27 protein-coding genes are annotated in these 23,893 nt (G+C 63.3%); 10 read left to right on the forward strand and 17 right to left on the reverse strand.

Features of this window, described 5'->3' with window-relative positions:
* Positions 1 to 276 precede the first annotated feature (276 nt).
* The 8 genes from ACSFA7_RS32615 to ACSFA7_RS32650 all read right to left on the reverse strand — a co-directional run bounded on the left by ACSFA7_RS32615 (position 277) and on the right by ACSFA7_RS32650 (position 6,902).
* Entirely contained in the window at positions 277 to 1,434 is a 1,158-nt protein-coding gene (locus tag ACSFA7_RS32615) for a hypothetical protein (RefSeq protein WP_435503197.1), read from the reverse strand.
* Between the two features lie 215 nt (positions 1,435 to 1,649).
* On the reverse strand, positions 1,650 to 2,267 hold the full coding sequence (locus ACSFA7_RS32620; protein WP_435503198.1) for a DUF1444 domain-containing protein: 618 nt from the start codon (positions 2,265 to 2,267) through the stop codon (positions 1,650 to 1,652).
* Positions 2,268 to 2,430: 163 nt separating this feature from the next.
* On the reverse strand, positions 2,431 to 2,880 hold the full coding sequence (locus ACSFA7_RS32625; RefSeq protein ID WP_435503199.1) for a hypothetical protein: 450 nt from the start codon (positions 2,878 to 2,880) through the stop codon (positions 2,431 to 2,433).
* Between the two features lie 163 nt (positions 2,881 to 3,043).
* Positions 3,044 to 3,811: a DUF4261 domain-containing protein gene (locus tag ACSFA7_RS32630; protein ID WP_435503200.1), complete on the reverse strand. Its 768-nt coding sequence runs from the start codon at positions 3,809 to 3,811 to the stop codon at positions 3,044 to 3,046.
* A 134-nt stretch (positions 3,812 to 3,945) separates the two neighbouring features.
* Complete coding sequence (locus ACSFA7_RS32635; protein WP_435503268.1) at positions 3,946 to 4,383, reverse strand: Imm26 family immunity protein; 438 nt, start codon at positions 4,381 to 4,383, stop codon at positions 3,946 to 3,948.
* 182 nt (positions 4,384 to 4,565) lie between these two features.
* Positions 4,566 to 4,988, reverse strand: a complete 423-nt coding sequence (locus ACSFA7_RS32640; RefSeq protein ID WP_435503201.1) for a DUF7684 family protein — start codon at positions 4,986 to 4,988, stop codon at positions 4,566 to 4,568.
* A 120-nt stretch (positions 4,989 to 5,108) separates the two neighbouring features.
* Positions 5,109 to 5,912: an alpha/beta fold hydrolase gene (locus ACSFA7_RS32645; protein ID WP_435503202.1), complete on the reverse strand. Its 804-nt coding sequence runs from the start codon at positions 5,910 to 5,912 to the stop codon at positions 5,109 to 5,111.
* 18 nt (positions 5,913 to 5,930) lie between these two features.
* Complete coding sequence (locus tag ACSFA7_RS32650) at positions 5,931 to 6,902, reverse strand: Bug family tripartite tricarboxylate transporter substrate binding protein (protein WP_435503203.1); 972 nt, start codon at positions 6,900 to 6,902, stop codon at positions 5,931 to 5,933.
* A gap of 115 nt (positions 6,903 to 7,017) precedes the next feature.
* On the opposite strand from ACSFA7_RS32650, the gene ACSFA7_RS32655 reads away from it, so the two are divergent.
* Complete coding sequence (locus ACSFA7_RS32655) at positions 7,018 to 7,953, forward strand: LysR family transcriptional regulator (RefSeq protein WP_435503204.1); 936 nt, start codon at positions 7,018 to 7,020, stop codon at positions 7,951 to 7,953.
* A gap of 139 nt (positions 7,954 to 8,092) precedes the next feature.
* Here ACSFA7_RS32655 and ACSFA7_RS32660 read toward each other — a convergent pair whose 3' ends face one another.
* Positions 8,093 to 8,254 carry a DUF7661 family protein gene (locus ACSFA7_RS32660; RefSeq protein ID WP_435503205.1) on the reverse strand — a complete coding sequence of 54 codons (162 nt, stop codon included), beginning with the start codon at positions 8,252 to 8,254 and terminating at the stop codon, positions 8,093 to 8,095.
* A 98-nt stretch (positions 8,255 to 8,352) separates the two neighbouring features.
* On the reverse strand, positions 8,353 to 8,862 hold the full coding sequence (locus tag ACSFA7_RS32665; protein WP_055803081.1) for a DUF1993 domain-containing protein: 510 nt from the start codon (positions 8,860 to 8,862) through the stop codon (positions 8,353 to 8,355).
* 303 nt (positions 8,863 to 9,165) lie between these two features.
* Here ACSFA7_RS32665 and ACSFA7_RS32670 point away from each other — a divergent pair, with 303 nt between their 5' ends.
* From ACSFA7_RS32670 to ACSFA7_RS32685, 4 genes are all read left to right on the forward strand, one after another.
* On the forward strand, positions 9,166 to 9,798 hold the full coding sequence (locus ACSFA7_RS32670) for a DUF938 domain-containing protein (protein WP_435503206.1): 633 nt from the start codon (positions 9,166 to 9,168) through the stop codon (positions 9,796 to 9,798).
* A gap of 134 nt (positions 9,799 to 9,932) precedes the next feature.
* Entirely contained in the window at positions 9,933 to 10,514 is a 582-nt protein-coding gene (locus tag ACSFA7_RS32675; protein ID WP_435503207.1) for a nucleotidyltransferase family protein, read from the forward strand.
* Positions 10,508 to 11,614, forward strand: a complete 1,107-nt coding sequence (locus tag ACSFA7_RS32680) for an SMP-30/gluconolactonase/LRE family protein (protein ID WP_435503208.1) — start codon at positions 10,508 to 10,510, stop codon at positions 11,612 to 11,614. Before ACSFA7_RS32675 ends, ACSFA7_RS32680 begins: the two co-directional genes overlap by 7 nt.
* 66 nt (positions 11,615 to 11,680) lie before the next feature.
* Positions 11,681 to 12,148, forward strand: a complete 468-nt coding sequence (locus ACSFA7_RS32685) for a hypothetical protein (RefSeq protein ID WP_435503209.1) — start codon at positions 11,681 to 11,683, stop codon at positions 12,146 to 12,148.
* Positions 12,149 to 12,265: 117 nt separating this feature from the next.
* Here the strand turns inward: ACSFA7_RS32685 and ACSFA7_RS32690 are convergent, their stop codons facing one another.
* Positions 12,266 to 13,225 (reverse strand): SMI1/KNR4 family protein, encoded by a 960-nt coding sequence (locus tag ACSFA7_RS32690; protein ID WP_435503210.1) that lies wholly within the window; start codon positions 13,223 to 13,225, stop codon positions 12,266 to 12,268.
* Between the two features lie 117 nt (positions 13,226 to 13,342).
* The gene (locus ACSFA7_RS32695; protein ID WP_435503211.1) at positions 13,343 to 13,738 is read right to left on the reverse strand and encodes a RidA family protein; all 396 of its coding nucleotides are present in this window, start codon (positions 13,736 to 13,738) and stop codon (positions 13,343 to 13,345) included.
* A 122-nt stretch (positions 13,739 to 13,860) separates the two neighbouring features.
* Between ACSFA7_RS32695 and ACSFA7_RS32700 the strand changes: the two genes are divergently transcribed.
* Together ACSFA7_RS32700 and ACSFA7_RS32705 are read left to right on the forward strand one after the other, a co-directional pair.
* Positions 13,861 to 14,763, forward strand: a complete 903-nt coding sequence (locus tag ACSFA7_RS32700) for a LysR family transcriptional regulator (RefSeq protein WP_435503212.1) — start codon at positions 13,861 to 13,863, stop codon at positions 14,761 to 14,763.
* 10 nt (positions 14,764 to 14,773) lie between these two features.
* Positions 14,774 to 15,118 (forward strand): hypothetical protein, encoded by a 345-nt coding sequence (locus ACSFA7_RS32705; RefSeq protein ID WP_435503213.1) that lies wholly within the window; start codon positions 14,774 to 14,776, stop codon positions 15,116 to 15,118.
* 28 nt (positions 15,119 to 15,146) lie between these two features.
* Here ACSFA7_RS32705 and ACSFA7_RS32710 read toward each other — a convergent pair whose 3' ends face one another.
* Positions 15,147 to 15,890, reverse strand: a complete 744-nt coding sequence (locus ACSFA7_RS32710) for an SDR family oxidoreductase (protein WP_435503214.1) — start codon at positions 15,888 to 15,890, stop codon at positions 15,147 to 15,149.
* Between the two features lie 101 nt (positions 15,891 to 15,991).
* Here ACSFA7_RS32710 and ACSFA7_RS32715 point away from each other — a divergent pair, with 101 nt between their 5' ends.
* Complete coding sequence (locus ACSFA7_RS32715) at positions 15,992 to 16,888, forward strand: AraC family transcriptional regulator (RefSeq protein WP_435503215.1); 897 nt, start codon at positions 15,992 to 15,994, stop codon at positions 16,886 to 16,888.
* 22 nt (positions 16,889 to 16,910) lie between these two features.
* Here ACSFA7_RS32715 and ACSFA7_RS32720 read toward each other — a convergent pair whose 3' ends face one another.
* From ACSFA7_RS32720 to ACSFA7_RS32730, 3 genes are all read right to left on the reverse strand, one after another.
* Positions 16,911 to 18,089, reverse strand: a complete 1,179-nt coding sequence (locus ACSFA7_RS32720) for an NHL repeat-containing protein (RefSeq protein WP_435503216.1) — start codon at positions 18,087 to 18,089, stop codon at positions 16,911 to 16,913.
* Positions 18,090 to 18,431: 342 nt separating this feature from the next.
* Complete coding sequence (locus tag ACSFA7_RS32725) at positions 18,432 to 19,628, reverse strand: PrsW family intramembrane metalloprotease (RefSeq protein WP_435503217.1); 1,197 nt, start codon at positions 19,626 to 19,628, stop codon at positions 18,432 to 18,434.
* Positions 19,625 to 20,230, reverse strand: a complete 606-nt coding sequence (locus tag ACSFA7_RS32730; RefSeq protein WP_435503218.1) for a hypothetical protein — start codon at positions 20,228 to 20,230, stop codon at positions 19,625 to 19,627. Before ACSFA7_RS32730 ends, ACSFA7_RS32725 begins: the two co-directional genes overlap by 4 nt.
* 44 nt (positions 20,231 to 20,274) lie before the next feature.
* Between ACSFA7_RS32730 and ACSFA7_RS32735 the strand changes: the two genes are divergently transcribed.
* Positions 20,275 to 20,787 carry a C40 family peptidase gene (locus ACSFA7_RS32735; RefSeq protein ID WP_435503219.1) on the forward strand — a complete coding sequence of 171 codons (513 nt, stop codon included), beginning with the start codon at positions 20,275 to 20,277 and terminating at the stop codon, positions 20,785 to 20,787.
* On the opposite strand, the gene kdsA is transcribed toward ACSFA7_RS32735, so the two are convergent.
* Positions 20,784 to 21,629, reverse strand: a complete 846-nt coding sequence (gene kdsA / locus ACSFA7_RS32740) for a 3-deoxy-8-phosphooctulonate synthase (protein ID WP_435503220.1) — start codon at positions 21,627 to 21,629, stop codon at positions 20,784 to 20,786. The genes ACSFA7_RS32735 and kdsA overlap by 4 nt on opposite strands.
* 186 nt (positions 21,630 to 21,815) lie before the next feature.
* On the opposite strand from kdsA, the gene ACSFA7_RS32745 reads away from it, so the two are divergent.
* Positions 21,816 to 23,888: a carbon starvation CstA family protein gene (locus ACSFA7_RS32745; protein ID WP_435503221.1), complete on the forward strand. Its 2,073-nt coding sequence runs from the start codon at positions 21,816 to 21,818 to the stop codon at positions 23,886 to 23,888.
* The last annotated feature ends 5 nt before the right edge of the window (positions 23,889 to 23,893 follow it).

Below are 23,893 nucleotides of genomic sequence, written 5' to 3' on the forward strand. Positions count from 1 at the left end.
TCGATTGAACCTCTGGTTTCATTCAACGCCTAGGACTTCAGGTGGAGTGTGGCTGGCATGGAAGGCAGGTTGCAGGCCTGATTCGAGACATTGTGACGAAGGACCGCTCTTGGCCGACTGTAGCCGGTCGCGCCGCCGTCGTGAACGGGCCAAAAGCGGAAGTTCAGCTTATTCTGAAGCAGTCGCTCGCTGGAGCGTCTCTTGAAGACGGATCAACGACTTTTGCCAGTTTCGTAACGTCTTCTCAAGCATGAGAGATATGCCTAGCATCAATTCCTAATCCGGACGCCAGTAGCGATTGACAAAGTCTCTCAATTGTGAAATTTCCAGCGGATTACCAATTTCGTCGCGCGCTACACAGTCAGAAAAGTCGATCGCAACTTGGCCTCTCTCTTTCCTGTGGGGCTTGAGTATTACCGTGTTGCCTTCAAGGTCCGTGCCCGTGACCATGAATTTTTCTACAGAGCCGTCAATAGATTCGTGACCACTCGACCCGCGGAGAATGGCTTCTCCTTCGGTGAGAAACAAACGAACCTTAGGTGGAGCCTCAGGGACGCGCTTCTGAAGATATGAACTATCAAAGACCAGCTCGATTCCAGAAGTATCTTCGACCGTCCGACACTCCAGGAGCCAGCAACGCTGGATCAACCAGAATGGTGATAAGCGGTCCCTTTTCACAGCCTCCTTTGTCGCGGCGACCACGTTCTTTTGCTCAGCAGCTGACACCTGCTCTGGTGTTGCCCGCCCTTTCTTCGATTTCCCCGGAAACCAAATTTGCGGGACATCTTGAATCAAGGGCCAGAGTGCTTCCGGGTCTTCCTCTAAATCAGGCAAGTACACAGAAACAATGCATTGAGAGCGCACCCGAGTGACCTCAGGGATATCGATATCGTTGGACTGCAGCGTTAGGATGGTCTTGAGCCTCTTGGGCACGGGGGTTTTTGCAAGACTATGAGCCCACGCGAAATCTTCCGAGTAATCAAGATAGATGTGAGGCCAGTCGGGCCATGAATGTGCCGCGAGAGAGGTTTCGTAGAAGGCGCAAAGGTGGAGGCGCGCATCCGAGAAGTCGCAGTTGTGCAAACGCCCGGGGCTCGGGCCTAGCAAGACCCCATTTAAGAACTTCGGTCCAAAATCAAACCCGACAAAGTGCCCGTGAAACCTGCAGCTATCGAGCACTGGTCGATCCATGTAGCGGTTGGAGACCCGTTTTGGAAGATGGAAGTCGCAGTCAACGCATGTCGCATCAAAATTGAAGTCCGTCTCTTTCACGCGCTTCATCCGAAACTCGCAGTCGGTAAATTTCACGCCTCCGACGACGGTGTCGTAGGAGTCAGTAGCACCGAGCGTCAGCACCTTTTTCTCAACGGTGCCTCCGCGAATTTCATATCCATGTTCACCCGGGTTAAGGTGGCTGCGCGCTTTGAGTTTCATGTGCTTGATCAGTCGGTCTATCGTGCCCAGTGCACGCGCTCCATACCATTGCCATCAAAAAATTCGCAAAGTAGCGTTACTGCGCTCTGCCGCTGGAACCCGTCGCAAACCCGCGCTCAACAGGATTTCACCGCCTCAACGAGCAACTCCTCTGTCGGAATTTGGCCCGGTGAATGGGAACGTCCGGTTGTGGCCGACCGCCGACCAAAGGGCGTTCAACTATCGGGACTGGCATTAAAGGTACCGTTCAACGGATGCTCGCTCGGCCATGTTCCGTCAAGCTTCAGCCAGGCCCGTGAAATCGGCTTTGGATGGCCTCGGAACTCATCCTCAATCGCGATGCGCAGCGACTTGGAGCCAAGAGTCTTCTCGTCGGTCGGAAACGCGAACAGGCACTGTTGGTTCACGGCTACCGCGGCGAACTCCTCGCCGCCCAAGTTCTCCTTGAGCATCTCGTAGAAGTTGCCAAGTATCAGCGCGCCGGCGGGCGCCATCCAGCTTCCACGAGCCATCCCGATGTTCGTTCCATCGATGAGGGTTGCCCCGCCGAGCTGAAATTCCCCTGCTTGAAAGGCTTTTCCCAGGTTGTTCGCGGCCACCTCGAAGGCGTCTTCCACTGAGAGGCCCGCCTCCGACAGGTCTTGCGACTTCGCATTGCGTACGGTTCCAAGTCCGTCAATGACCAGAACCATGCGGACGTCTTCTGAAAAATCCCAAGTCAGAAGGGAGTCGGCGCCAACGTAGTCCACCCAGCTCCGTGGAACGACGTACGGATAGAGAAGATGAAGGTTGCCGGCAAGCGGCTGCAATTCGGCGGGAGGCGTGATGCTCATGGTTCGACGCGGAAGTTGGCCTAATTGTTCATGGGCGCGCCGTTGGTGTGCACGCGCTTCGGAGTGTGTTCTGCTGAATCTGCACAATATTGTGGTGCGGACGCCTCGAGCGTCCGCTATCAGGCGAATTGAAGCAGCCCTCCGAATGACCGGTCCTGGCCGATCACGGACGAGGAAGTGACAGATTCACCATACTCAAAGCGCCATCGCGAAACTCGTAGTGCACCCAGAAATGCTCGTCCTCGATACGCGCCCATTTTGTTTGAAGGCTCAGTGCGGGGATGTTCGCATCGTCTGTAACAACCCGGAGGCTGCGAGCCTTTGCCACCCGTTCGACCTCATCCCTAGTCTCGTATATCTGCACTCCGAGGGCTGCTACATCGCAAGATGAAAATCCGTCAAGCGGCATCACATAGCAGTGAACGGTTCTGAGCAGCTGATGCTCGTTGAATCGAAGCGCATAGCCGGCGCCGCGGGCCTCGGCCCAATATGAATCTGCCGTGCCTTCACGTAGACGATCAAAGTCATAGATGACAGGCCCAGCTAGGTGGTCCTCTAAGAACTGGAGAGTCGCCTCGTCTTTTAGACTCTTGCCGAGCAGGTTTACCAGCATTTTTAGTTCGCCTATGGAAAGTTGGGCCTTCGGATCCTGTCACGCCTTTGTACGTCTGCTTCTGGCCGACTGTAGCCGGTCGAGATGCTGCCGCGAAGGGGCCCTTACCGGCTGTTCGGTTTGCCAGAAAGCGGACGTTGGGCTAGTGATTGCGGAACTTCCATCAGGAACGTCTGGCGGGGGTGCTGGTCGCAAGCTTCAGGCCCTCAGGTTCAAGGCGCCAGAAGCCATACGGGTTCTTAAAAAGTGATGAAGCGTCGTACACCACGCCCTCGTCTTCAACGATCCTGTAGACGGGAGCGTCGGAAGCCACAGAAAAAGTCTGGCCAGCACGGATGTCCGCTTTCTCGGCGAAGGCATAGCGTGTGAAGGTCCGAAGTAACTCGACAGGGTCTTCTGTGCCATCTGCTGAGACGACCACATCCTTCAGGCCAAGATTGTGCATACCGCACGAGTAAACGTCAGTGCCGGTGATGTACACGACGCAAGCTTCGTGAACACTGAAAAGATGCAGATCATCGCAGAGCCTGCGCCACGTCTCTGGGCTATGCGCAAGGCCCGTACTCTCGACCTTGACGCCAAAACCGCCTGCATCTAGCAGCGCACGCGCGGCGTGCATCAACGGAGCAAAGTTGGTCTCAGAGCCGCCGTGACCGATTAGATAGATGACGGAATCGTGATTCTCGATGCGCGTCATTTCATCGGTTTGAGCCCAGTGCGGTCCAGCCACCTTGAAAGCAGAAGACATTCTCTCGTCGCGTGCTTCCATCTGAAGCTCGCATGATGTACGGGTCTTCATGTCCATCAACAACATGCCAGCGAAAATATAGCCCGTGTTTGACTGAACGAGTTGCCTCGTCAGGTCCGCTCTCTCAATCCAAGGGCCCGGGATGCACAGCACGGCCTCAGGAACGGCGACGCCATCTTTCATTCGATGCTTTCTTTTCGACTGCTTGGTTCGGATGGCTGCACGCCTTGCCCTGAAGCTGACATTGGAGGGACTATCGGACGCCGGCCGGTGAGCAGTTCAAACGACTCCGCCTACGCACAAAGTCGACTCGAAAATCATTCACACAACTGTTGAGAGAAATAATCCATCAGCCTTTCCTCAATATGCTCACTGCTCCATACCGCTGCTTCTTCAAGACCTATGCACTCCTCTTGAGTCGAAGGCCTGATGCTTCCGTCGTTGGTCATATACAAGGAGAATTCTCCGGAAATCGAGTCTCGGATGAAATTTCTTCGTGGCTCCAGCAAAAGAGGTTCGAGCTTTTTGCGGCCTACGACAGCCCAACGATCGTCTCTGTAGGCAGAGTTCATCACCGCAACGATAAATGCCATCGGCAATGAGTAGATTTCCTCGACGTCAACAGGCTCCTTTCGCTTCACAGCGTACTTGTAAAAACCCGCTTCTGCGTGCTCCAAGACACGTGCAAACATGTCCCATCCGTTCTCGAGCTCGATGCGCACTAGCGAACCGACACTGGGTTTACGCTTTGCCATAAAAACCCCAAAGTGCCTGGTGGGTGCTTCGCCAAGATGGCGCTGCCGGGTCAACGCTTTTGAAGTGCGCCTCAAGAGTTTGGGTGTCCGTAATTGGCATATTTGCTGAGGCCATGGCTGGATGTTAGGGGGCCGCGCGGAACTCCGGTATGGGTCGAATCTAGCCGGTCGTGCCCGCCATATCAGGCGCGGATATACGCATGAAGCATCGGATCTGCGCTCTCATTGCGGGCGATGTGCAGCAAGATCGCTTGAGGTAGCTCCAATGCCGGATGAATGGCAAGATGTTTACAGAAATAGAAAACCTCATCCAGTGGATCACCGTCATGCCATGCTGTCATGACGAATCGATCCTCAGGGATTTCCTCGAAAGGAAAGCAATCCATGCTCGCCCAGTCGACCGAGTCGTCCCACAAACTGCAGTCCTGACCCCAAGCGATCATGTAGAGGCAGCCAGAATGCACCAGCCAATTGCTGACATCGGTGCGCCACTCAACGGAGACCTCTCCCTCGATGATCACCACCGCTCGAAAGGGAGCCAAGTACGCAATGTTGGGCAGAGCGGCGCCAGGCTGTACATGGAAGTAGACCGGAACTTCTGGCATGGAATCAAAACTCTGAGGGACTTGGGTGCATCTTGAACCGCCGAGGCGAACGACCGGTTGTGGCCGATAGTACCCATTCGCTCGAGGCTGAGGGATGTCGGCAACCGCTGCACAGCAGACCTAGGAGTCGGCGCGTCGTCTCAAGAAGTCGAACACCGTCTGGTTGAACTCCAGCGGCTTCTCGAAGTACGCAGAATGCGCGGCCTCCTCGACGACGACGACCTCGCACCCTGGCAGGCGCTGGCCGAGTTCGCGCATGACCGCCAGCGGAACAATCGGGTCTTCGGCGCCAACGAGAAACATCGTCGGGCAAGCCAACTGGTCTATCTCCGCGACGGCGAGCAGGTTCTCGGGCTGGTTCAGGCGCAGTACGGCCTCGCGCCAAGCTTCGGGCGCAATACTGTGAGCGCTCGGGTTGAAGTGGTTGATCTGCGCGTAAAGCGCTGCAAGCGCGGGCTGCGCCTTCAAGAACCAGGCGCCCAGCGAGCGCTGCTCGATGCTTACCGCGGAAACTGTCTTAAAGCGCCGCTCGATGCTGTCGACCAGTGTCGGGTGGTCGATGGCCAGCGACGTGTCGCACGCGACGAACGCGGCGACGCGCTCGGGATGGCGCAGCGCGAGCCGCAGCCCGATCATCCCGCCAAGCGATTGGCCGACGACCGTCGCGCGCTCGATGCCTTCGCGCGCCAGTACCGCCAAGGCATCGCCGACGAAGAGCTCCAGTGAGAACTCCTCCGGCGGCGCCACCGAACGACCGAAGCAGCGGATGTCCATCGTGAGACAGGTGTACTGCGGCGTGAAGGCCGGCAATTGCTGCCACCAGGTGGCGGCGTTCGAGCCGGCACCGTGCAGGAACAGGATCGCCGGGCCGGCGCCGTGGCGCTCGTAGTAGATGTCGCGTTTGTTCGATGTGACAAAAGGCATGAGGGATGGGTTCGGGTTTCAGTTGGCCTTGAGTTGCAGGCTGCGTGTCAGTGCACCCCAGCGCTCGGTGTCGCTCTTGACGACGCGCGTGAACTCGTCGGACGTCATCGTCATCGGCGTGATGCCTTCGGCGTCGAGCTTCTTTTGCAGCTCCGGCTTCATCATCGCTTCGCGCACTGCTTCGTTGACCTTGCGCACGATTTCGGGCCGCGTCTTCTTCGGTGCCGACAGGCCCACCCAGGAGATCACCGTCAGCTGCTTGTAGCCCAGCTCCTCGAAGGTCGGAACTTGAGGGAGCTCGGGGCTGCGCTTCGGGCTGGACACCGCCAGCACCCTGAGCTTGCCGCTCTGGATGTACTGCATCGACCCGCTCGGCGGAATCACGGTGACAGCGACCTGGCCTCCCAGCACATCCATCAGCGCCGGCGCGCCGCCCTTGTAGGGGATGTGCACGAACGAGGTTTGTGTCGCCCTCTGCAGCAGTTCCATCAACAGATGGCCGGTGCTGCCGGCGCCCGAGCTCGCGTAGTTGATCGCGCCTGGCTCGCGTCTGGCGCGGGCGATCAGATCGGCGAAGGACTCGATGCCGGACTGGCTGTTGACCACCAGCCATTGCGCGCCGCCGCCGATCATGGCGACGTGGGTGAAGTCATTGACGATGTTGAAGGGCACGTTGTCGTACATGCCTTGGGCGATCGTGTTCACCATGCCCGTCATCGTGAGCGTGTAGCCGTCGGGCGGGGCCGCGGCGCCCGCCTGGGCGCCGATGATGTTGCCGGCACCAGGCTTGTTGTCGATCACCACCGGTTGTTTGAGCAACGACGCCAACTCCTGCGCAAGCGGTCGCATGGTGCGGTCGTAGGCGCCGCCGGGCGGGGTCGGCACGATCACCCGGATCGGCTTGGATGGCCAGACCTCGTCCTGCGCATGGGCCGGAAAGGCGCCGAGCAGGCAACAGACAACCGCGAGCAGCGGCCATGGTTTTTTCACGTTTTGTCTCCTGTGCGTGGCTTGCTGCCCGCTGTTTGTGGAGTTGCCATCATCCCTAAGCAAGCTATCGGCGACAAATTAAAAACAGCGATCTCCCATTAGACTTGCCGATACCTTGAGCCATGACGCATCCGTCCTCTTCAACCGCCTGCTCGCGCGCGGCAAGTTTCGGCATGTGCAGATCCTCTTGAAAGTGGCAGAGCTGGGCAGCCTCCAGCGGGCGGCGGACTCGATCGGCATGACGCAGTCGTCGGTGACCCAGGGCCTCGCGTACCTGGAACGGCTGCTGGAAGTTCAGCTCTTCGAGCGGCATGCGCGCGGCGTGCGGCCCACGCAGGCGTGCGAAGACCTCTTGCCCGTTGCGCGTCGCATGCTCATTGGCGTCGCCGACGGCGCCGAGGTCGTCGCCGCGGGACGGCAACGCATCGGCGGCGCGATCCGCCTCGTCGCCTCGGTCGGCGCGATGAACGGGCTCCTGCTCGACGTGCTGCCTCGCTTCGCGCAACGGCATCCGGATGTCACCGTTCACCTCTCGGAAGCCGAAGGGGACGATCAACTGCTGGCCATCGCACGTGGCGAGGCAGATCTTGTGGCATGCCGACGGCCTCCCGTGATCCCGGAAGGCTGGCACTTCTTGCCGGTGCGCGAAGATCGTTTCGCGGTCTTGGCGCGCGCAGACCATCCGCTGGTGCGCAAGCGTTCCCTGGGCTGGCCGCAACTCGCCGACGAGACCTGGCTACTCGCCCCCACGGGTTCGGCCGCCCGTGAGCGATTCGACGAATTGACCGCGAACCTGCCTCACCCGATCCGCACCTATCCGGTCGTCACTCGCTCAACGGCCATGTTGTGGTGGCTCTCGCAGCAAGAAAATCTACTGTCGTTCCTGCCGCTTAACTTCGTGCGGCCCCTCCTCGATGCCGGTTTGCTGCGCGAGTTGAAGCTACGGCCGCTTTACATGCTCGAGCCGCTCGGCTTGATGTGCCCGATCGCAGGACCGTTCGGGGCGTGGCGGCAACTGGTCGACTTTATGAACCCTGAAGTACCGCATTGACAGAGTTTACGGTGGGCTCGCGGCACTGCTGTCGATCTGCCCCATGGCGCGTGGGGCCGGCCTCGGGTGGTTCGAGCTAATAGAGTTCGAAGTTACCGTTTTGCTTGCGCCCTAGAAGAAGCGAGGGTGCGTGCGCGCGTCACGCGCGGGAAAGTTCGAAACGACGGTGGGTCACGTCGGACGGAATGGCAAAGCCTGCTGGCCGGCGCTTCCCCTCGTTTCCCATCAGGTACGTATCCCAGGCGTCATCGACCCGTTCGACGGCAATGATTCGTCCGAAAACGTTGAAGCGGTAACGCATGGTCCGTTCCTTTCGAGCGGTCACCAGGGCCGATGTCCGCTCCTGGCCGAATTACCCACTTGCGTGAGGCCGAGGGATGAACTCCTGTCTGTCTTGGGTCAGTAGGCACCCATGTAGTCGCGCTTACCGATCTCAATACCGTTGTGGCGCAAGATGGCATAGGTGGTGGTCACGTGGAAGAAAAACTGCGGCAGTCCATAGTGCAGAAGATATGCGCCTGCGGTCAGCTTCTTTTCCTTGGGGGTGCCGGGGCGCAATACGATCTCGCGGCTCTCGCTTGAATCAAATTGCTCAGACTTGAAGGAGCCGATATGGGCCAAAGCTTTGGCGATCAACGCTTGCAGGTCGGCGAAGCTGACCTCGGTGTCGGGCCAGGACGGCACTTCGGCACCAGCCAGGCGGGAGGCAATGCCCTTGGAGAAGTCTGCGGCGATCTGTACCTGACGTACCAGCGGAAACATGTCAGGGAACAGCCGCGCCTGCAGCAGCGCATTTGGATCGATATTTTTCTGCGTCGCGTGGTCTTCGGCCTTCTTGAGCACGTCGGACAGGGCGCGCAGCATCTGCTGCATGACGGGAACGGAGGCGTTGTACAGCGGGCTGGTCATAGTGAGTTCACTTCTAAAATTGGGCGCGATGGCCGGAGTTGGCGTGGCAGAGGCCCTGCCGACCATGTAAGGCTAACAGCACAGGGCGAACTGAATCGCCCCGGCTTTTGTGGCCAGCTTTTCTTCCCGCTGGTAGTCGGAGCAGCCGCGTTGAAGGGCAGTTCACTAGCAAGAAGCGGACGTCAATTGCAGACGCACGACAGACCGCGATCGCTGCAATGCCGACTTCGCCGGATGATCGCAATCACCTGTGTCACCTTGCCCCGATACTGTTCAGACCTCCTCCATCCAAGTCCAGTCCGCATGCCCGAACTCCCCTACAGCCCGGCCGCCGACCGCAACAAGCAGTCCATCCTCGACGCACTGACCCGCATCCTCGGCCAGCACGGCACCGCACTGGAAATCGCCTCCGGCACAGGCCAACATGCCGCCTGGTTCGCAGCCTCCATGCCCCAATGGACCTGGCAACCCACCGACGCAGACCCCCGCACGCTCCCCGCGCTCGCGACCCGAGTCGCAGAAGCCGCACTCCGCAATCTCCGCGCGCCGCTTCTGCTCGACGTGACGTCACCCCAATGGCCATCGCCAGGACATGCGTTCGCTGAAGGGGGAGGAGAAGGAGAAAAGTTCGACGCCGTCTACTGCGCCAACATGCTGCACATCGCACCTTGGCCCACATGCGCCGCCCTGATGCAAGGCGCCGCGCGGCATCTGCGTCCCGGCGGGTTGCTGATCACCTACGGGCCTTACCTCGAAGACGACGTGCCGACAGCGCCAAGCAACACAGCGTTCGATGAAGACCTGCGCGCCCGCAATTCCGCATGGGGCATACGTCGCCTGGCAGACGTGGCGGCAGAGGCGCGCAGCGCAGGCCTCGCGTTGCGCGAGCGGCATGCGATGCCAGCGAACAACCTGCTGCTGGTCTTCGGCTTCTAAAGCCGAAGGTTCAAAAAAGATCCACTCAGGCCGCGCTGTACTGCGCCTCCACATCCAATACCCTTGGCCCCCGTGCCGCTGCCACGCTATCGCCGGTTTCCGCCGCACATGCCCGGCATCGCTTCCTTCACGCCATGCAAGAACGCTTCATCACCGACATCCTCAAGAATCGCAACAACCGCGCAATCCTCGAGCGATGGCACGCCCTGGCTCTCCCCGACGGATGGCTGGTCGCCGGCTGCCTCTTTCAAACGGTGTGGAACCTGCGGTCCGGCGCTGCGCCGGAGGCGGGCATCAAGGATTACGACCTGTTCTACTTCGACGCCAACGACACGAGCGATGCAGGGGAGCGTCGTGTGCAAGCGCGAGTCGATGAAGCGTTGGGCGATCTCGGCATCACGGTCGAGGCATCGAACCAGGCGCGTGTTCACCTCTGGTACGAATCGTATTTCGGCCATCCCTACGAGGCGCTGCGCAGCACGCGCGATGGCATCGACCGCTTCCTTGTTCCGGCTACATGCGTCGGCGTCCGGCCGGGCGAGCTTTATGCGCCGAATGGCCTCCCCATGCTGTACGACGGCGTGCTGACGATCAACCCGCTGATGCCGCATCGCGAGCTGTTCAAGAAGAAAGCCGCGTCGTATCTTTCGCGGTGGCCGTGGCTGCAGGTTCAGCCGGGCGATCTTCCTCACTCCGAGACGGACCAGACATGCTGAAGAAAACTCTCGCCGTACTCGGCGTGCTGCTCCTCGCAGCCATCGCCTATCTCGCCCTGTGGCCCGTTCCGGTCAAGCCCGTCGTCTGGTCTGCCCCCACCGACCCCGGCTACACCGGCGCCTTCGCGGTCAACGACCACCTGGCCCAGCTCAACATGATCGACCTCGGCCGCGAAGAGGGCCCCGAGCACATCGCCATCGGCCCCGACGGCAAGCTCTACACCACGGTGCTGAGCGGCAACATCCTTCGCATGAACCCCGACGGCACAAGGCAGGAGGCTTTCGTCAACACGGGCGGCCGCGTGCTCGGCTTCGACTTCGATTCAAGCGGCAATCTCATCGCAGCCGATGCCATCAAGGGGCTGCTGTCGATCAGCCCTTCGAAGCAGATCACCGTGCTCACCAACCAGGTCGACGGCCAGCCGATCCGCTATGCCGACGGTGTGGTGGTGGCGCGCGGCAGCGGCACGATGTATTTCACTGATGCATCGACGCGCTTCTCACCGGCCGAGTGGGGCGGCACCTTCGAGGCCAGCGTGCTCGACATCCTCGAGCAGTCCGCCACGGGCCGTGTGCTGGCCTACGACCCGGCTACCAAGACGACGCGCGTGGTCGCGCGGGGCCTCGCGTTCGCGAACGGCATCGCGTTGAGCGCCGATGAGAAGAGCCTGTTCGTTGCCGAGACTGGCAAGTACCGCGTGTGGAAGATCAGCGTCGACGCGCGCGATCTCGATGCCGCCGCGGGCACCACCCCACAGGCCGCCGTGCTGCTCGACAACCTGCCCGGCTACCCCGACAACCTCATGCGCGGGCTCGACGGCAAGATCTGGGTGGGTCTCGTGAAGCCGCGTAACCCGACCATCGACAAGCTAGCCGACAAGCCTTTCCTGCGCAGCGTGACGATGCGCCTGCCGCGCGCACTGTGGCCGGTGCCCAAGGCCTATGGCCATGTGGTCGCATTCAGCGAAGACGGCAAGGTGCTCGCGAGCCTGCAGGATGCGACGGGCGCCTACCCCGAGACCACGGCCGTCACCGAAACGCGCGATCGGCTTTATGTGCAGAGCCTGCATGCGAAGGGGCTGGGGTGGTTGAAGCGGTAATTCGCCGACGCTTCCACTATTGGCCGCCTTCGACGCGGTGGATCATTCCTTCAATCTCTTATCTCCATGGCACGATCCCTTTCACCAGACCGTGAGCGCGAGTTCCAAGAGTTGCTCGCGTTCATTTCTTTCTACGCAGAGCACGTCGAGGGCGTGCGCCCGACGGAAGGCTTCAATATGGAGACGGTGTGCGCTGGCATCGTCGCGCAGTACGGGAAGTCAAAAGCGCTGGAAGGGTTGCGCCAGGCAGCCAACGACATCATCGAGGACCTGAGCGATAGGCCTGCCGACGGAGTCACAGCCCTCGACGAGGCGCTGAGTGCGGCGGGACTGTTGACCGCGTCCGAAGTTCGTCGTCGTTACGCTGCTTCGTACAAGCGCATCGTCAAGCGCGGTTCGATCCGCAACGACACCGAGTACTACCTCATCAAAGGCATCGTCGTCGACCTTGCGAGCGCCCTTTCGCAAGAAGAGCGCTCCGCGCTTCAGCAACTTCTGGATGCCTATGAGACAACAGGAAGGCACGGCAAGTAACGAATCGAGTTGGCGAGCTCCCAACGTGAATCTCGATCTACTGATGCGGAAATACCCGCCGTAGATGGGGCCAACAACCGCCATGGGATCCCTTTCGCCCGCTGTAACCTGCCAGCCCTATGACTTGGCTGGCCGCCACTGCCCATCCACCAACAGCTCCACAGTACGCATGCCGCGCTGCCGCAGCACACCGTCCAGCGTCTTGACGGCCTCGCGCCGCAGGCCCGCGAACAGCGTGGCGAAGTCGCTGCATTCGAAGACGCATTTCAGGGTGGCGTCCCACTGCGTGTCGTCGAGCCGCACGATGCGCGGCTCGGTGGCGCCTCCGCGGTAGTCGAGGCACAGGAAGATGTCGCTGCCGTGCCCGTTGATGACGACGAGGCGGTCGACCTCCGGCACGTTCTCGCGCCACGGGTTCTCGTCGTCGGCGCCGAAGCTGATGCCGTCCGAGAGTTCGCCGATGGTGCAGAGCTTGTCCACCGGGTTCACCGCTTCGCCGGGGAAGGGGTGCTCCCATTGCGCGAACAGGGCGTCGTGATCGGGCAACGTGTAGGCCGCTTCGGGCGTCTTCGGAAAATGCTCGAAGTCGGTGTGGCCGCCGTTCTGCCGCAGGTACAACTGGCGCAGCGGCTCGGGCAGGCGGATGTCGAGGCGCTTTTCTGCGTGGGCGATGGCGGCGGCGAGGTCGTCTGCGCTGGCAACGGGTGACGAGTGCTTGTGGCTGTAGTGCCGCGCGTAGAAGAAATTGTTCAGCGTCGGCGGCTGCGGTTCGAGCACGATGCGCTCGTCTTCTTTTGCTGCTGCCGCTGTTGTTTCGGGATGAGCCTGCCGGTGCGCGATGAAGCGCACGCGGGCCGTTTCCTTCAGGTCGTTGAGTCGCTTGAGCAGTGGCTGCGTGTCCGCGCTCTCCCAGTCGCTTGCGGCAGCAAAGCCCTGCCGCAATTCGCTCCAGGCTTCATCGGCCAGCCGCTGCAGTCGCCAGCAGGCGCCGCGGGTGGTGATGGTTTCGGCTTCGGCCTCGAAGGCGGCGAGGCGTTGTTCGAAGGCCTGGAAAAGAATCGAGGCATCGATTGTCATGCGTGCTCCCTGTCGTCGGGGGCGGGATGGCCTTGTGCCAGCCGCGCCATGGGTGATGCGGGGCATTGTGCCGCGAGTGAATCTTGCGGCGCTGGGGCGGCCTGCGCCGCGCCCCCATCAGTCCGTGTGCGCCACCGCCTTGATCTCGATCAACTGATGCGGAAATGCCAGCCCCGACACGCCAACGAGCGTCACCGCCGGCCGATGCGTTCCCATGTACGCCTTGAACACAGGCACCAGCGCCGCCGTATGCGCCTGCGGGTCGGTCACGTAGATCACGAGCTCCGCAAGATTCGTCTTCGTCACGTTGAACCCCGCGAGCACGCGGTCGAGGTTTTCCAGCGTCTGGGTGGTCTGCGCCGCAATGTCGCCTTCGCCGACGAACGCGCCCTGCATGTCGTGCGAGAACTGCCCCGAGATGTAGATGGTGCCGTTCACGCTGTACCCTTGGCCGACGCCGAAGGCTTCTTCCCATGGCACGCCGTGGCTGTAGAGGACGGGCTGTTGTTTCATGTGCGCTTTCTTTCCTTCGAGGCAATGGGTGATGAGGTGATGAACGACTGTAGTCACGCCATTGGCGAAGCGGCTTCTACACAGATGCGAAGAACATTCCACCTCGATCACCATCACCACCCATGCAACGCGCGAACCTGAACGAGATCCTGGTCTTCATGGCCGTTGTCGACGAAGGCAGCTTCATCGCCGGCGGGCAGGCCATGGGCCTCACGCGCTCGGCGGCGGGCAAGGCCGTGGGCCGGCTTGAAGACAGGCTCGGCGCGCGCCTCCTGAACCGCACGACGCGCACGCTGAGCCTCACCGACGAGGGCCGGGTGTTCTACGAGCGCGGCCTGCAGATTCTCTCGGCGGTCGATGAAGCGGAGGCGAGCGTGGCGGGCCCGGGCGGCACGCCGCGCGGCGTGCTGCGCCTCACCGTGCCCGATGCCTTCGGCCGGCTCGTGGTGCTGCCGCTGCTGCAAAAGTACCTCGCGGCGTGGCCCGAGCTGCAGGCCGAGGTGAGCTTCAGCGATCGGGTGGCCGACATCGTCGAAGACGGCTTCGATCTGGCGGTGCGCATCGGTGCGGGCGGGGAGAACACGGACACGGGGCTGGTCTCCCGTGTGGTCGCCAAGTACAAGGCCGTGCTGTGTGCGTCTCCCGCTTACCTCGCGGAGCGTGGCGAGCCGATGGACATCGACGCGCTCGCGGGCCACGACTGCCTGTTCTTCAGCAGCCGCAACCAGAGGCAGAGCTGGCGCTTCCGGGGCGAGGGTGGCGACTGGATCAAGGCACAAGGGCGCAGCCGCTTGCGGTTGGACAGCGGGGAGGCCTTGCGCGATGCCGCTGTCGCCGGGCTCGGCATCGCATTGCTTCCGGACTTCCTCGTGGCGGAAGACCTGGCCGCGGAGCGCCTGCGGCAGGTGTTACCCGGGCTCGATGCAGGCGACGTGAAGGTCCTCGCGCTGTATCCGACGCGGCGGCTGCTGGAGCCGCGTGTGCGGCGGTTCATCGACCTGATGGCCGAAGAACTCCCACGCTGAGGCGCGCTGCATGGACACGCTGATCGACATCCTTCCGTACCTCCTGATCGGCATCGCCGTGGCCCCGCTGCTGCTGCTCGGCCTCTACGCGCTCGCCAGCTACTTCGGGCTCGGGATCGCCGACCGCCTCCTGACGCTGACCGGCCGGTTCCTGGCGCTGCAGTGGTTCAGCGGCGGCGTGCTGAACGCCGTGGGCGGGATCGCGCTCGTGGCGCTGGGGGTGTGGGCGGTGCTGCACTCCGATCCCCTCCTGCATCGGCTGCTGGCTGCCTTGCTCGTGCCATTCGGGCTCTGGCGCGCCTATCTGGGGGTGACGGTGCTCAGGGCGCTCGCGAAGGCGGAAGACCCGCCCTGAAGGCCAGCTCACCCGCGCGGCTGGCATTTCACTGCCCCTGAGACAGCGCGACCGCATCGGCGCCCGCCGGATACCGCAGCTTCGCGTCCGGATCGTTCGCGGCGCGCCACACGGCCTCGGCCACATCCGCTTCGGTGGTCACCGCGCTCGGATTTCCCAGTGTCGCGAAGATCGACTGCGCCAACGGCGCATACGCCTCGGGAATCAGGCCCTGCATGCGCTCCGCGCCGTTCGCCGTGAAGCGCGTGCTCGGCCCATAGCCGGGCTCCACCAGTTTCACGCGAACGCCGAAGGGCTCGAGCTCGAACGCGAGCGATTCGGTGAAGCCTTCGATCGCCGTCTTGCTCGCGGTGTATGCCGCCACGAGCGGCATCGGTGCCAGCGTGACGGTCGACGTCACGTTGATGACCAGCCCCGACCTGCGCTGCCGGAACTGCGGCAGCACCGCCTGGGTCATCGCCATCATGCCGAAGGTATTGGTCTCGAAGATCTCGCGCACGGTGGCCATCGGCGTGACCTCGAACGCGCCGAAGAGCCCGAGGCCTGCGTTGTTCACGAGCACGTCGATGGGGCCGGCGGCTTCGAGTGCAGCGGCGATGCTCTCGGGCTTCGTCACATCCAGGGGCAGCACGCGCAGGTGCTCCGAGCGAGGCAGCAGCTCGGCGCGCGGCGTGCGCATGGTGGCGACGACATACCAGCCCTGGGCGAGAAAGTGGCGCGCGGTTTCCAGGCCGTAGCCGGAGGAGCAGCCGGTGATCAGGACGGTCTTCATTGGGTTTCCTTTGAGGTTGGGGTTGAAGGTGCGTCACGATATCGGCGATAGGAAGGACTTTCTATAATCAAAAATCCATCATTTGTTTGCAGGAGTCCTGAATGGCCGATCCACTCGCCGAGGTCGTCTCGCTGCTTCGTCCGCGCGCGGTGTATTCGAAGGTGATCGGCGGTGCAGGCTCGTGGGCGGTGCGCTACGCGGCCTTCGGAGAGCCCAGCTTCTGCACGATGCTCGAAGGCGAATGCACGCTGGCCGTGGATGGGCAGGAGCCCATCACCCTCGTGGCCGGCGATTTCGTGCTGACGCCGTTCACGCCCGGGTTCACGATTGCGGGCCTCGAGCCGGCGGAGCCTGTCTTCGTCGATCCCAGGCTGGCGCCCGCACCGACGGACGAGATCCGCCACGGCAGGCAAGACGGTCCGCCGGATGTGCGGATGCTCGGCGGCTACTTCGCCTTCGACTCGCCGGACGCCTCGCTGCTGGCGTCGCTGCTCCCGACGCTGCTGCATGTGCGCGACGTGGGGCGGCTGTCGGTGCTGGTGCAGCTTGTGCGGGAGGAGTCGATCGAAGCGAAGTCGGGGCGCGACTTGGTGCTCGAGCGGCTGGTCGAACTGCTGCTGATCGAAGCGCTGCGCTCGACGCCCGGCGAGGGCGCGCCGCCGGGGCTGCTGCGGGGGCTGGCAGACCCTCGGCTGTCGCTTGCGCTGCGGCATCTGCACGGCGATCCGGCGCAACCGTGGACAGTGGCCGAACTCGCGAAGAAGTCAGCGTTGTCGCGTTCGGCTTTTTTCGAGCGCTTCTCGCGCGCGGTCGGGCTGCCGCCGATGGAGTACCTGCTGGCCTGGCGCATGGCCGTCGCGAAGGACCTGCTCGCCCGCGAGGATGTCGGCATTGCGGAAGTCGCGGAACGCGTGGGCTACGGTTCGGCCAGCACGTTCAGCACTGCGTTCAGCCGGCACGTGGGACAATCGCCGGGGCGGTACGCGCGGCAGCATTAGTGTGCTGTGCTGCCGGTACCCGTCAGTAGCGGCGCAGCGCCTTGGGGATGGTGACCACGATCAGCTTTTTGTCGCCGAGGATCATCAGGGTCGTGCCGTCCTTGCTCACTTGCATCCTGGGCTTGTAGCAGGAGTACCTGGGATAGGTGGACGCCTGGCAGGCGGGGAAGTCCGCGAGCGTGAAGGTCCCGACCAGCGGCAGGTTGACGTGTGTACCTGCCGGCGCGCTCGTGTCGAAGGCCTGGACTACGGGCAGCGCCGGCGTGCCCGGCTCGACGGCATAGCTCAGGACGTACGCGCGGCGCCCATCGGGGGACAACTGCGCGGCCCTGAGCCCCATCGCTGGTTGAGGCACCGCGCCCACCGTGCCGAATGCCCGGTCGTAGACGGCGTAGCCATTCAGCAGGAAGCGATCCCCGCTGTCGCTCAGGTTCGTGAGCCAATAGAAGAAGTCCAACCCGATGGGATTCGTCCGGAAGACGCCGTCGGCCGTGTCCATGTAGAGCACCGGAGGTGCCGGCGACATGGATGCCGATTGGGTCATCATCAACCGCGAGCCATCGCCGGAAACCGCGAAGAACGGCCCGCCGTGGCACGAAGGACAGGGCCGGGTTCCGAAGCTCAGGGTGCGCAGGTCGAAGAAGCCCAATCCGTGCCACTGATAGCCCGCACCCGTTGGCATCCACAGCTTGCCGTCGTTGGTGAACGCGATGCCGGTCTCGGTATTGCTGCCCTGGTCGCCGATCTCGGTGGCGGAGAGATGGCTGCTCTTCACGCTGAACGTCGCCAGGTCGATCAGATGGACCTGGTTGCTGCCGTCCGTCGCGGCCAGCACGCTGGCATCGGACGCCAATGCGATGTCCCGCAGGCCGGGCAGGGAGAGTGACGTGCTCGTCCAGCTCGTGCCGTTGGTGCGGAACCGCACGATGGCACTGAGGCCGATCGATTCGTAGGTGGTGGGATACGAGGCATAGATGTCGCCATGTACCGCGTCGTAGACCAGGGTCCGGGGCATGCCGAAGGCGCTGGTGTCGAGTGTCCTGTACGTCACAACGCCATCGCTGGCCGTTCGCTGGGCGAGCGCCGCAGCGACATCCGCACCCGATGCGCGAAGGGCGGCTACTCCCCCCAGCGAGTCGGCGGCTCCGGCGGACAGCCGCGTTGCATCGGCCGCGTCTTCCTTCTCCACCTTGTTCGCCACCGCAGGCGAAGAGGGCGACTGTCCGGACGACAAGCCGCCTAGGCCCCCTCCACCGACATCACCGCCACCGCCGCAAGACACGAGCGCTGCGAGCAGCAATGTCAGGGCAGCCCTGCAAGTAAGTGTTCCCATCCCTCACACTCCAACTCTCTGTGAATACTTTTCGTACTTGTGATTGCGCGCGCTGAGGCGGTTCCACCTACATCGTCGGCGCGCCGTATTCTGCACGAGGCCGGAAAGAAACGTGCTTCGGCGTTGACACCCTGGTGTTTGTGCCAGTGAGGTCTGTACCGATCGGGGGATGACTGACCGAGGCTCCACGACGGACGCAAAGGCCCACGCCTACGGCCGCGCCTGAACCAACGGCTCCAGCTCGGCCCGGATGCGCCGGATCGTCACCTCATGCCGCAGCGTCTGCGCGCCGCGCCCGTACGTCATCGCCTTACGGACCAGCCGCAATTGCTCGCGCTGCAGTTGCGTCTTCAGCCGCCTTGCCCGCAGGCCGAAGGTCCAGCCCATCTCGCGGCGCACCTTGTAGCGCAGCAGCGGCGCGCCCAGGCGCACCCATTCGTCGTCACGGATCAGCTCGCGCTCGGGCACGAAGTAGGCGGCCAGTGAATGGAGGTACGCGCCGTTCTCGCGCGCGGCGACCCGCCAGAAGAGCCCGGCCGCGATCAGTGCGGGGATGCCCTTCACGGCGAGCAGCACGGCCATCTCGCGGTAGCTGCCGTCGAAAAGGTCTTCCAGCCACGGCGAGTTCCAGATGAAGTGCATGGCCCACGCGAGCGCGAAGCACAGCAAGGCCACGGCGATCCGCATCACCTTCGATCGCTCCGGGTGCAGCAGGAACCAGGCGACGCCGAAGGACGCGATCGTCGTGTAGGCCGCGTGGCTCCAGAGGCCGCTCAGCAGTCCGCGCGTGAACAGGTTCAGCAGCACCGGGTACACCTGGTTCTCGAGCGGAAAGTGCATCGACGCATTGACGGTGTAGCTCAGGTTCTCGACCACCTGGAAACCCAGTCCCGCCATGGCGCCGACGATCAACACCGAGAGATACGTCTGGAACTGGTTGCGCGCGACCAGCACCAGCAGGATGACGCCCGCGAGCTTGAGGAACTCCTCGGTGATCGGGCCCGCGATGGCCGGGCCCCACATGGCCACGAAGTCCGGTGACACCAGCTTGGCGCACAGGCTCTGGATCGCGATGTTCGCCGGCGCGGCGAAGTACACCGCACCGAAGCCGCCCCACGCGAAGGCCAGCACGAAGGCCTCGGGCGGATGCTGCTCGAGCAGGTCCAGCGTGCGAAATACCAGGAGGAAAACCAGCGTGTAGAGGCCCCACACCAGGAGGCCCAGCAACGCGGTGACGGGCACCACGCGAAAGCCCATCGAGAACATGTTGATCGTGTAGAACAACCCGTTGACGATCATCGCCGCGAGCAGCCAGAAGGCCGCGCGATGCGGCTGGAAGAACGAGTCGGTGCCCACCGGCCACTCGCCGCGATCCTGTTCGGGGCCCACGAGGTTGTCGACGCTCATGGCGAGGCCTCCAGGTCCATCGACTCCAGCATGCTGCGGGCATCGGCCATCGCTTCGTTCAGGCCATCGCTGGCGCCGTAGAAATCGATCTGCACGAGCGACTTTCGCTGCAGGTCGACCACCTGCCAGAACCGGCCCGCGAGCTTCGAGCCGTAGTAGGCGAAGGTCTTGCCCTGCAGGCCCCAGGAGGTGACGAAATCGGAGATGTCGCCGTCGATCTCCAGGTGCTGGCCGCGCTCCATGAGGCGTTGCTGGCGCACCAGCGGGCCGTCAGGCCCACCCACCCATGAACCGGTGGTCACAAGGAACTTGTGGCCGCCCTTGAAGAGCATCAGCGATCTGCCGGCCTTGGAGCGCGAGACGTCCATCTCCCATCCGTTGGCGGGCATGAACCGGGCATGGCCGACGGACACCGTCTCTCCCGGGTCGAGGGGGCGGGCGCCGGGCGTGCGGCTGTCCCAGAAAGTGAGGCCGCCCACATAGGCGGCGATGGCCAGGAGCACCGCGAGTGCGCCTGGCCAGGTGCGATACGGGATGCGGCGTGACGGCTCGGGCATGGGTGGATCGTGCCATACGGTGCCCGGCACTTCGGTGGCATTCATCGAGCCGCTAAAGTCGGCCCACGTCCACAAGACCTGCCTTCTCCATGCCCGACACCACCGTTCCAACGCAACGTTCCCGCATGCCGCTGTTCCGTCTGCTCCCGATGGGCGTCTTCCTTCTGATGGTGGGTTGTGCAAGCCCACCCACGCCGCAGAGACCACCCGTCTCCAGCATCCCGCCGCTGACGACCGAGCAGTCGAACAGCATCACGATCCACGCCCTGGGCCTCGTCGGCACGCCGTACCGCTATGGCGGCAACACGCCCGAGGGCGGCTTCGACTGCAGCGGGCTCATCGGCTACGTGTACCGCAGCAGCCTGGGGAAGGCGCCGCCGCGCACGGTGGCGCGCATGGCTTCGTTCGGCCAGCCGGTGGCGATGTCCGAGATCCGTTCCGGCGACCTCGTGCTCTTCGGCAATTCCGCGCCGTCGCACGCGGGCATCTACGTCGGCGAAGGGCGCTTCGTGCATGCGCCGTCGACCGGCGGCGAGGTGCGGCTCGACCGGCTCGATGGCGTGTACTGGTCACGCCAGCCGACGCAGGCGCGGCGGCCTTAGATATTCAGCACCGGGAACGACTTCACCAGATCGTCCAGTGCCTTGAGTTGCGTCAGCAGCGGTTCGAGTTGCGCCAGCGGCAGCGCGCTCGGGCCGTCGCACTTGGCCTCTGCCGGGTCCGGATGTGCTTCGAGAAAAAGACCGGCCAGGCCGACGGCCATGCCGGCACGCGCCAAATCCACCAGTTGCTCGCGCCGGCCACCGGAAGCGGCGGCGCCGGCCTCGCGTTGTTGCAGCGCATGGGTCACGTCGAAGATCACCGGCAGGTCCTGCGTCACCTTCTTCATGACGCCGAAGCCCAGCATGTCGACCACCAGGTTGTCGTAGCCGAAGCAGGTGCCCCGGTCGCACAGGATGATCTGTTCGTTGCCGGCTTCCTTGAATTTCTCGACGATGTTCAGCACCTGCGACGGGCTCAGGAACTGCGGCTTCTTGATGTTGATGACGCGGCCGGTCCTGGCGAGCGCCACCACCAGGTCGGTCTGCCGCGCCAGAAAGGCTGGCAGCTGCAGCACGTCGACCACCTCGGCGACCGGGGCGGCCTGCCAGGGTTCGTGCACGTCGGTCAGCAGCGGCACGCCGAACTCGGTCTTGACCTCTTGCAGGATCTTCAGGCCCTCGTCCAGGCCCGGGCCGCGGTACGAATGAATCGACGAGCGGTTGGCCTTGTCGAAGCTGCCCTTGAAGACATAGGGGATGCCGAGCTTGCCGGCAACGCGCACGAACTCGGCCGCGGTGCGCAGGGCCAGGTCGCGTGACTCGAGGACGTTGACGCCGCCGAACAGCACGAAGGCGCCTTCGTTGCGAACATTGATCTGGGGATGGATGGTGACGGTGGACATGGGGGAGTTCTCCGGATACGTGGCGGCATTCTCGCGCCCCGCGGGGGCGGGCGATCCGGTTGGGCTCTTGCGTGCCTCGGGTTTTCCATTACGCAGTGCCACGCAACCCGCCCACGCGGTCCGACGGATGCCAACGCACCCTCATAAGGCAAAACTCCCCGGTTCCAATATCGAGGAGACATCCGCATGCAAACCCTCCGCCGCCATCTGGTGTGGCTGGTCGTGGCCGTCGTCGGCGCATTCGCGCTCGGCACCGTCGCCCTGACCCGTGGTGAAAGCGTCAACGCCCTGTGGGTGGTGGCCGCCGCGATCTGCACCTACCTGATCGCATACCGCTACTACAGCCTCTTCATCGCCGACAAGGTGCTGGGCCTGGACGGCAACCGCAAGACGCCTGCGCACCGCCACAACGACGGCCTGGACTATGTGCCGACCGACAAGAACGTGCTGTTCGGCCACCACTTCGCGGCCATCGCGGGTGCGGGCCCGCTGGTGGGCCCGGTGCTTGCGGCGCAGATGGGTTATCTGCCGGGCCTGCTGTGGATCCTGGCGGGCGTGGTGTTCGCGGGGGCCGTGCAGGACTTCATCATTCTCTTCATCTCCACACGGCGCGACGGCCGCTCGCTGGGCGACCTCGTCAAGCAGGAGATGGGCGTGGTGCCCGGGATGATCGCGCTCTTCGGCACCTTCATGATCATGATCATCATCCTCGCGGTGCTGGCGCTGATCGTGGTGAAGGCGCTGGCCGAATCGCCGTGGGGCACCTTCACGGTGGCCGCGACGATTCCGGTGGCGCTCTTCATGGGCGTGTACCTGCGGTTCATTCGCCCGGGCCGCATCGGCGAGGTCTCGCTGATCGGCTTCGTGCTGCTCATGCTCGCCATCTTCGGCGGCCAGGCGGTGAGCCAGAGCGCCGAATGGGCACCGCTCTTCACCTTCGACGGCAAGGCGCTCACCTGGATGCTGGTGGGTTACGGCTTCATCGCCGCGAGCCTGCCGGTGTGGCTGCTGCTCGCACCGCGCGACTACCTCTCGACCTTCCTGAAGATCGGCACGATCATCGCGCTGGCCATCGGCATCGTGTTCGTGATGCCGACGATGCAGATGCCGGCCATCACGCAGTTTGCGCAGGGCGGCGGGCCGGTGTGGTCGGGCAGCCTGTTCCCGTTTCTGTTCATCACCATCGCCTGCGGCGCGGTGTCGGGCTTTCATGCGCTGATCTCCTCGGGCACCACGCCCAAGATGCTGGACAACGAGCGCCATGCGCGCTTCATCGGCTACGGCGGCATGCTGGCTGAATCGTTCGTAGCGGTGATGGCGCTGGTGGCGGCTTCGTGCATCGAGCCGGGCATCTACTTCGCGATGAACAGCCCGGCCGCGCTGGTGGGCAGCACCGCGCAGCAGGCGGCGGCGACCATCTCGAGCTGGGGCTTCGTGATCACGCCCGAGATGCTGCTGCAGACGGCCAAGGACGTGGGCGAGACCACCATCCTCGGCCGCGCAGGCGGCGCGCCGACGCTGGCCGTGGGCATGGCCCACATCCTCCACCAGGTGATCGGCGGGCAGGCCATGATGGCCTTCTGGTACCACTTCGCGATTTTGTTCGAGGCGCTTTTCATCCTCACGGCGGTGGATGCCGGCACCCGCGCGGGCCGTTTCATGCTGCAGGACTTGCTGGGCAGCTTCGTGCCCGCGCTCAAGCGCACCGATTCGCTGCCGGCCAACCTCGTGGCGACGGCTCTGTGCGTCGCGGCCTGGGGCTACTTCCTCTACCAGGGCGTGGTCGATCCGCTGGGCGGCATCAACACGCTGTGGCCGCTCTTCGGCATCTCCAACCAGATGCTTGCGGCCGTCGCGCTGTTGCTCGGCGTGGTGGTGCTGTTCCGCATGAAGCGCGAGCGCTATGCGTGGGTGGCGATCGCACCGGCCGTGTGGCTGCTGGCGTGCACGCTGACGGCGGGCTGGCAGAAGATCTTCTCGGCGGACCCGAAGATCGGTTTCCTCTCGCATGCCGCGAAGTACACCGAAGGCCTCGCCAACGGCGTGCTGGTGGCGCCGGCGAAGACACCCGAGGCGATGTCGCGCATCGTCTTCAACGACCGCCTCGACGCGGCGCTGTGCGCGCTCTTCATGTTCGTGGTGCTGAGCGTGCTGGTCTACAGCATCAAGGCATGTCTCGTGGCGCGTGCTGCCAACCGGCCGACCACGCAGGAGACGCCGTTCGAGCCGGCCGGCACATCGACCGCGGCGGCCCACTGAGCACG

It is taken from the genome of Variovorax trehalosi, from assembly GCF_051216415.1.
GTDB lineage: Bacteria > Pseudomonadota > Gammaproteobacteria > Burkholderiales > Burkholderiaceae_C > Variovorax.

Bases quoted from the DNA above. Each gene is read 5' to 3' on its own strand.
- ACSFA7_RS32675 (WP_435503207.1), top strand. From the start codon at position 9,933: ATGCAAGAACGCTTCATCACCGACATCCTCAAGAATCGCAACAACCGC.
- ACSFA7_RS32690 (WP_435503210.1), bottom strand. From the start codon at position 13,225: ATGACAATCGATGCCTCGATTCTTTTCCAGGCCTTCGAACAACGCCTC.
- ACSFA7_RS32705 (WP_435503213.1), top strand. From the start codon at position 14,774: ATGGACACGCTGATCGACATCCTTCCGTACCTCCTGATCGGCATCGCC.
- ACSFA7_RS32685 (WP_435503209.1), top strand. From the start codon at position 11,681: ATGGCACGATCCCTTTCACCAGACCGTGAGCGCGAGTTCCAAGAGTTG.
- ACSFA7_RS32625 (WP_435503199.1), bottom strand. From the start codon at position 2,880: ATGCTGGTAAACCTGCTCGGCAAGAGTCTAAAAGACGAGGCGACTCTC.
- ACSFA7_RS32615 (WP_435503197.1), bottom strand. From the start codon at position 1,434: ATGAAACTCAAAGCGCGCAGCCACCTTAACCCGGGTGAACATGGATAT.
- ACSFA7_RS32735 (WP_435503219.1), top strand. From the start codon at position 20,275: ATGCCCGACACCACCGTTCCAACGCAACGTTCCCGCATGCCGCTGTTC.
- kdsA (WP_435503220.1), bottom strand. From the start codon at position 21,629: ATGTCCACCGTCACCATCCATCCCCAGATCAATGTTCGCAACGAAGGC.
- ACSFA7_RS32630 (WP_435503200.1), bottom strand. From the start codon at position 3,811: ATGAAAGATGGCGTCGCCGTTCCTGAGGCCGTGCTGTGCATCCCGGGC.
- ACSFA7_RS32745 (WP_435503221.1), top strand. From the start codon at position 21,816: ATGCAAACCCTCCGCCGCCATCTGGTGTGGCTGGTCGTGGCCGTCGTC.
- ACSFA7_RS32710 (WP_435503214.1), bottom strand. From the start codon at position 15,890: ATGAAGACCGTCCTGATCACCGGCTGCTCCTCCGGCTACGGCCTGGAA.
- ACSFA7_RS32640 (WP_435503201.1), bottom strand. From the start codon at position 4,988: ATGCCAGAAGTTCCGGTCTACTTCCATGTACAGCCTGGCGCCGCTCTG.
- ACSFA7_RS32695 (WP_435503211.1), bottom strand. From the start codon at position 13,738: ATGAAACAACAGCCCGTCCTCTACAGCCACGGCGTGCCATGGGAAGAA.
- ACSFA7_RS32635 (WP_435503268.1), bottom strand. From the start codon at position 4,383: ATGGCAAAGCGTAAACCCAGTGTCGGTTCGCTAGTGCGCATCGAGCTC.
- ACSFA7_RS32645 (WP_435503202.1), bottom strand. From the start codon at position 5,912: ATGCCTTTTGTCACATCGAACAAACGCGACATCTACTACGAGCGCCAC.
- ACSFA7_RS32665 (WP_055803081.1), bottom strand. From the start codon at position 8,862: ATGACCAGCCCGCTGTACAACGCCTCCGTTCCCGTCATGCAGCAGATG.
- ACSFA7_RS32725 (WP_435503217.1), bottom strand. From the start codon at position 19,628: ATGAGCGTCGACAACCTCGTGGGCCCCGAACAGGATCGCGGCGAGTGG.
- ACSFA7_RS32670 (WP_435503206.1), top strand. From the start codon at position 9,166: ATGCCCGAACTCCCCTACAGCCCGGCCGCCGACCGCAACAAGCAGTCC.
- ACSFA7_RS32730 (WP_435503218.1), bottom strand. From the start codon at position 20,230: ATGAATGCCACCGAAGTGCCGGGCACCGTATGGCACGATCCACCCATG.
- ACSFA7_RS32620 (WP_435503198.1), bottom strand. From the start codon at position 2,267: ATGAGCATCACGCCTCCCGCCGAATTGCAGCCGCTTGCCGGCAACCTT.
- ACSFA7_RS32700 (WP_435503212.1), top strand. From the start codon at position 13,861: ATGCAACGCGCGAACCTGAACGAGATCCTGGTCTTCATGGCCGTTGTC.
- ACSFA7_RS32715 (WP_435503215.1), top strand. From the start codon at position 15,992: ATGGCCGATCCACTCGCCGAGGTCGTCTCGCTGCTTCGTCCGCGCGCG.
- ACSFA7_RS32660 (WP_435503205.1), bottom strand. From the start codon at position 8,254: ATGCGTTACCGCTTCAACGTTTTCGGACGAATCATTGCCGTCGAACGG.
- ACSFA7_RS32680 (WP_435503208.1), top strand. From the start codon at position 10,508: ATGCTGAAGAAAACTCTCGCCGTACTCGGCGTGCTGCTCCTCGCAGCC.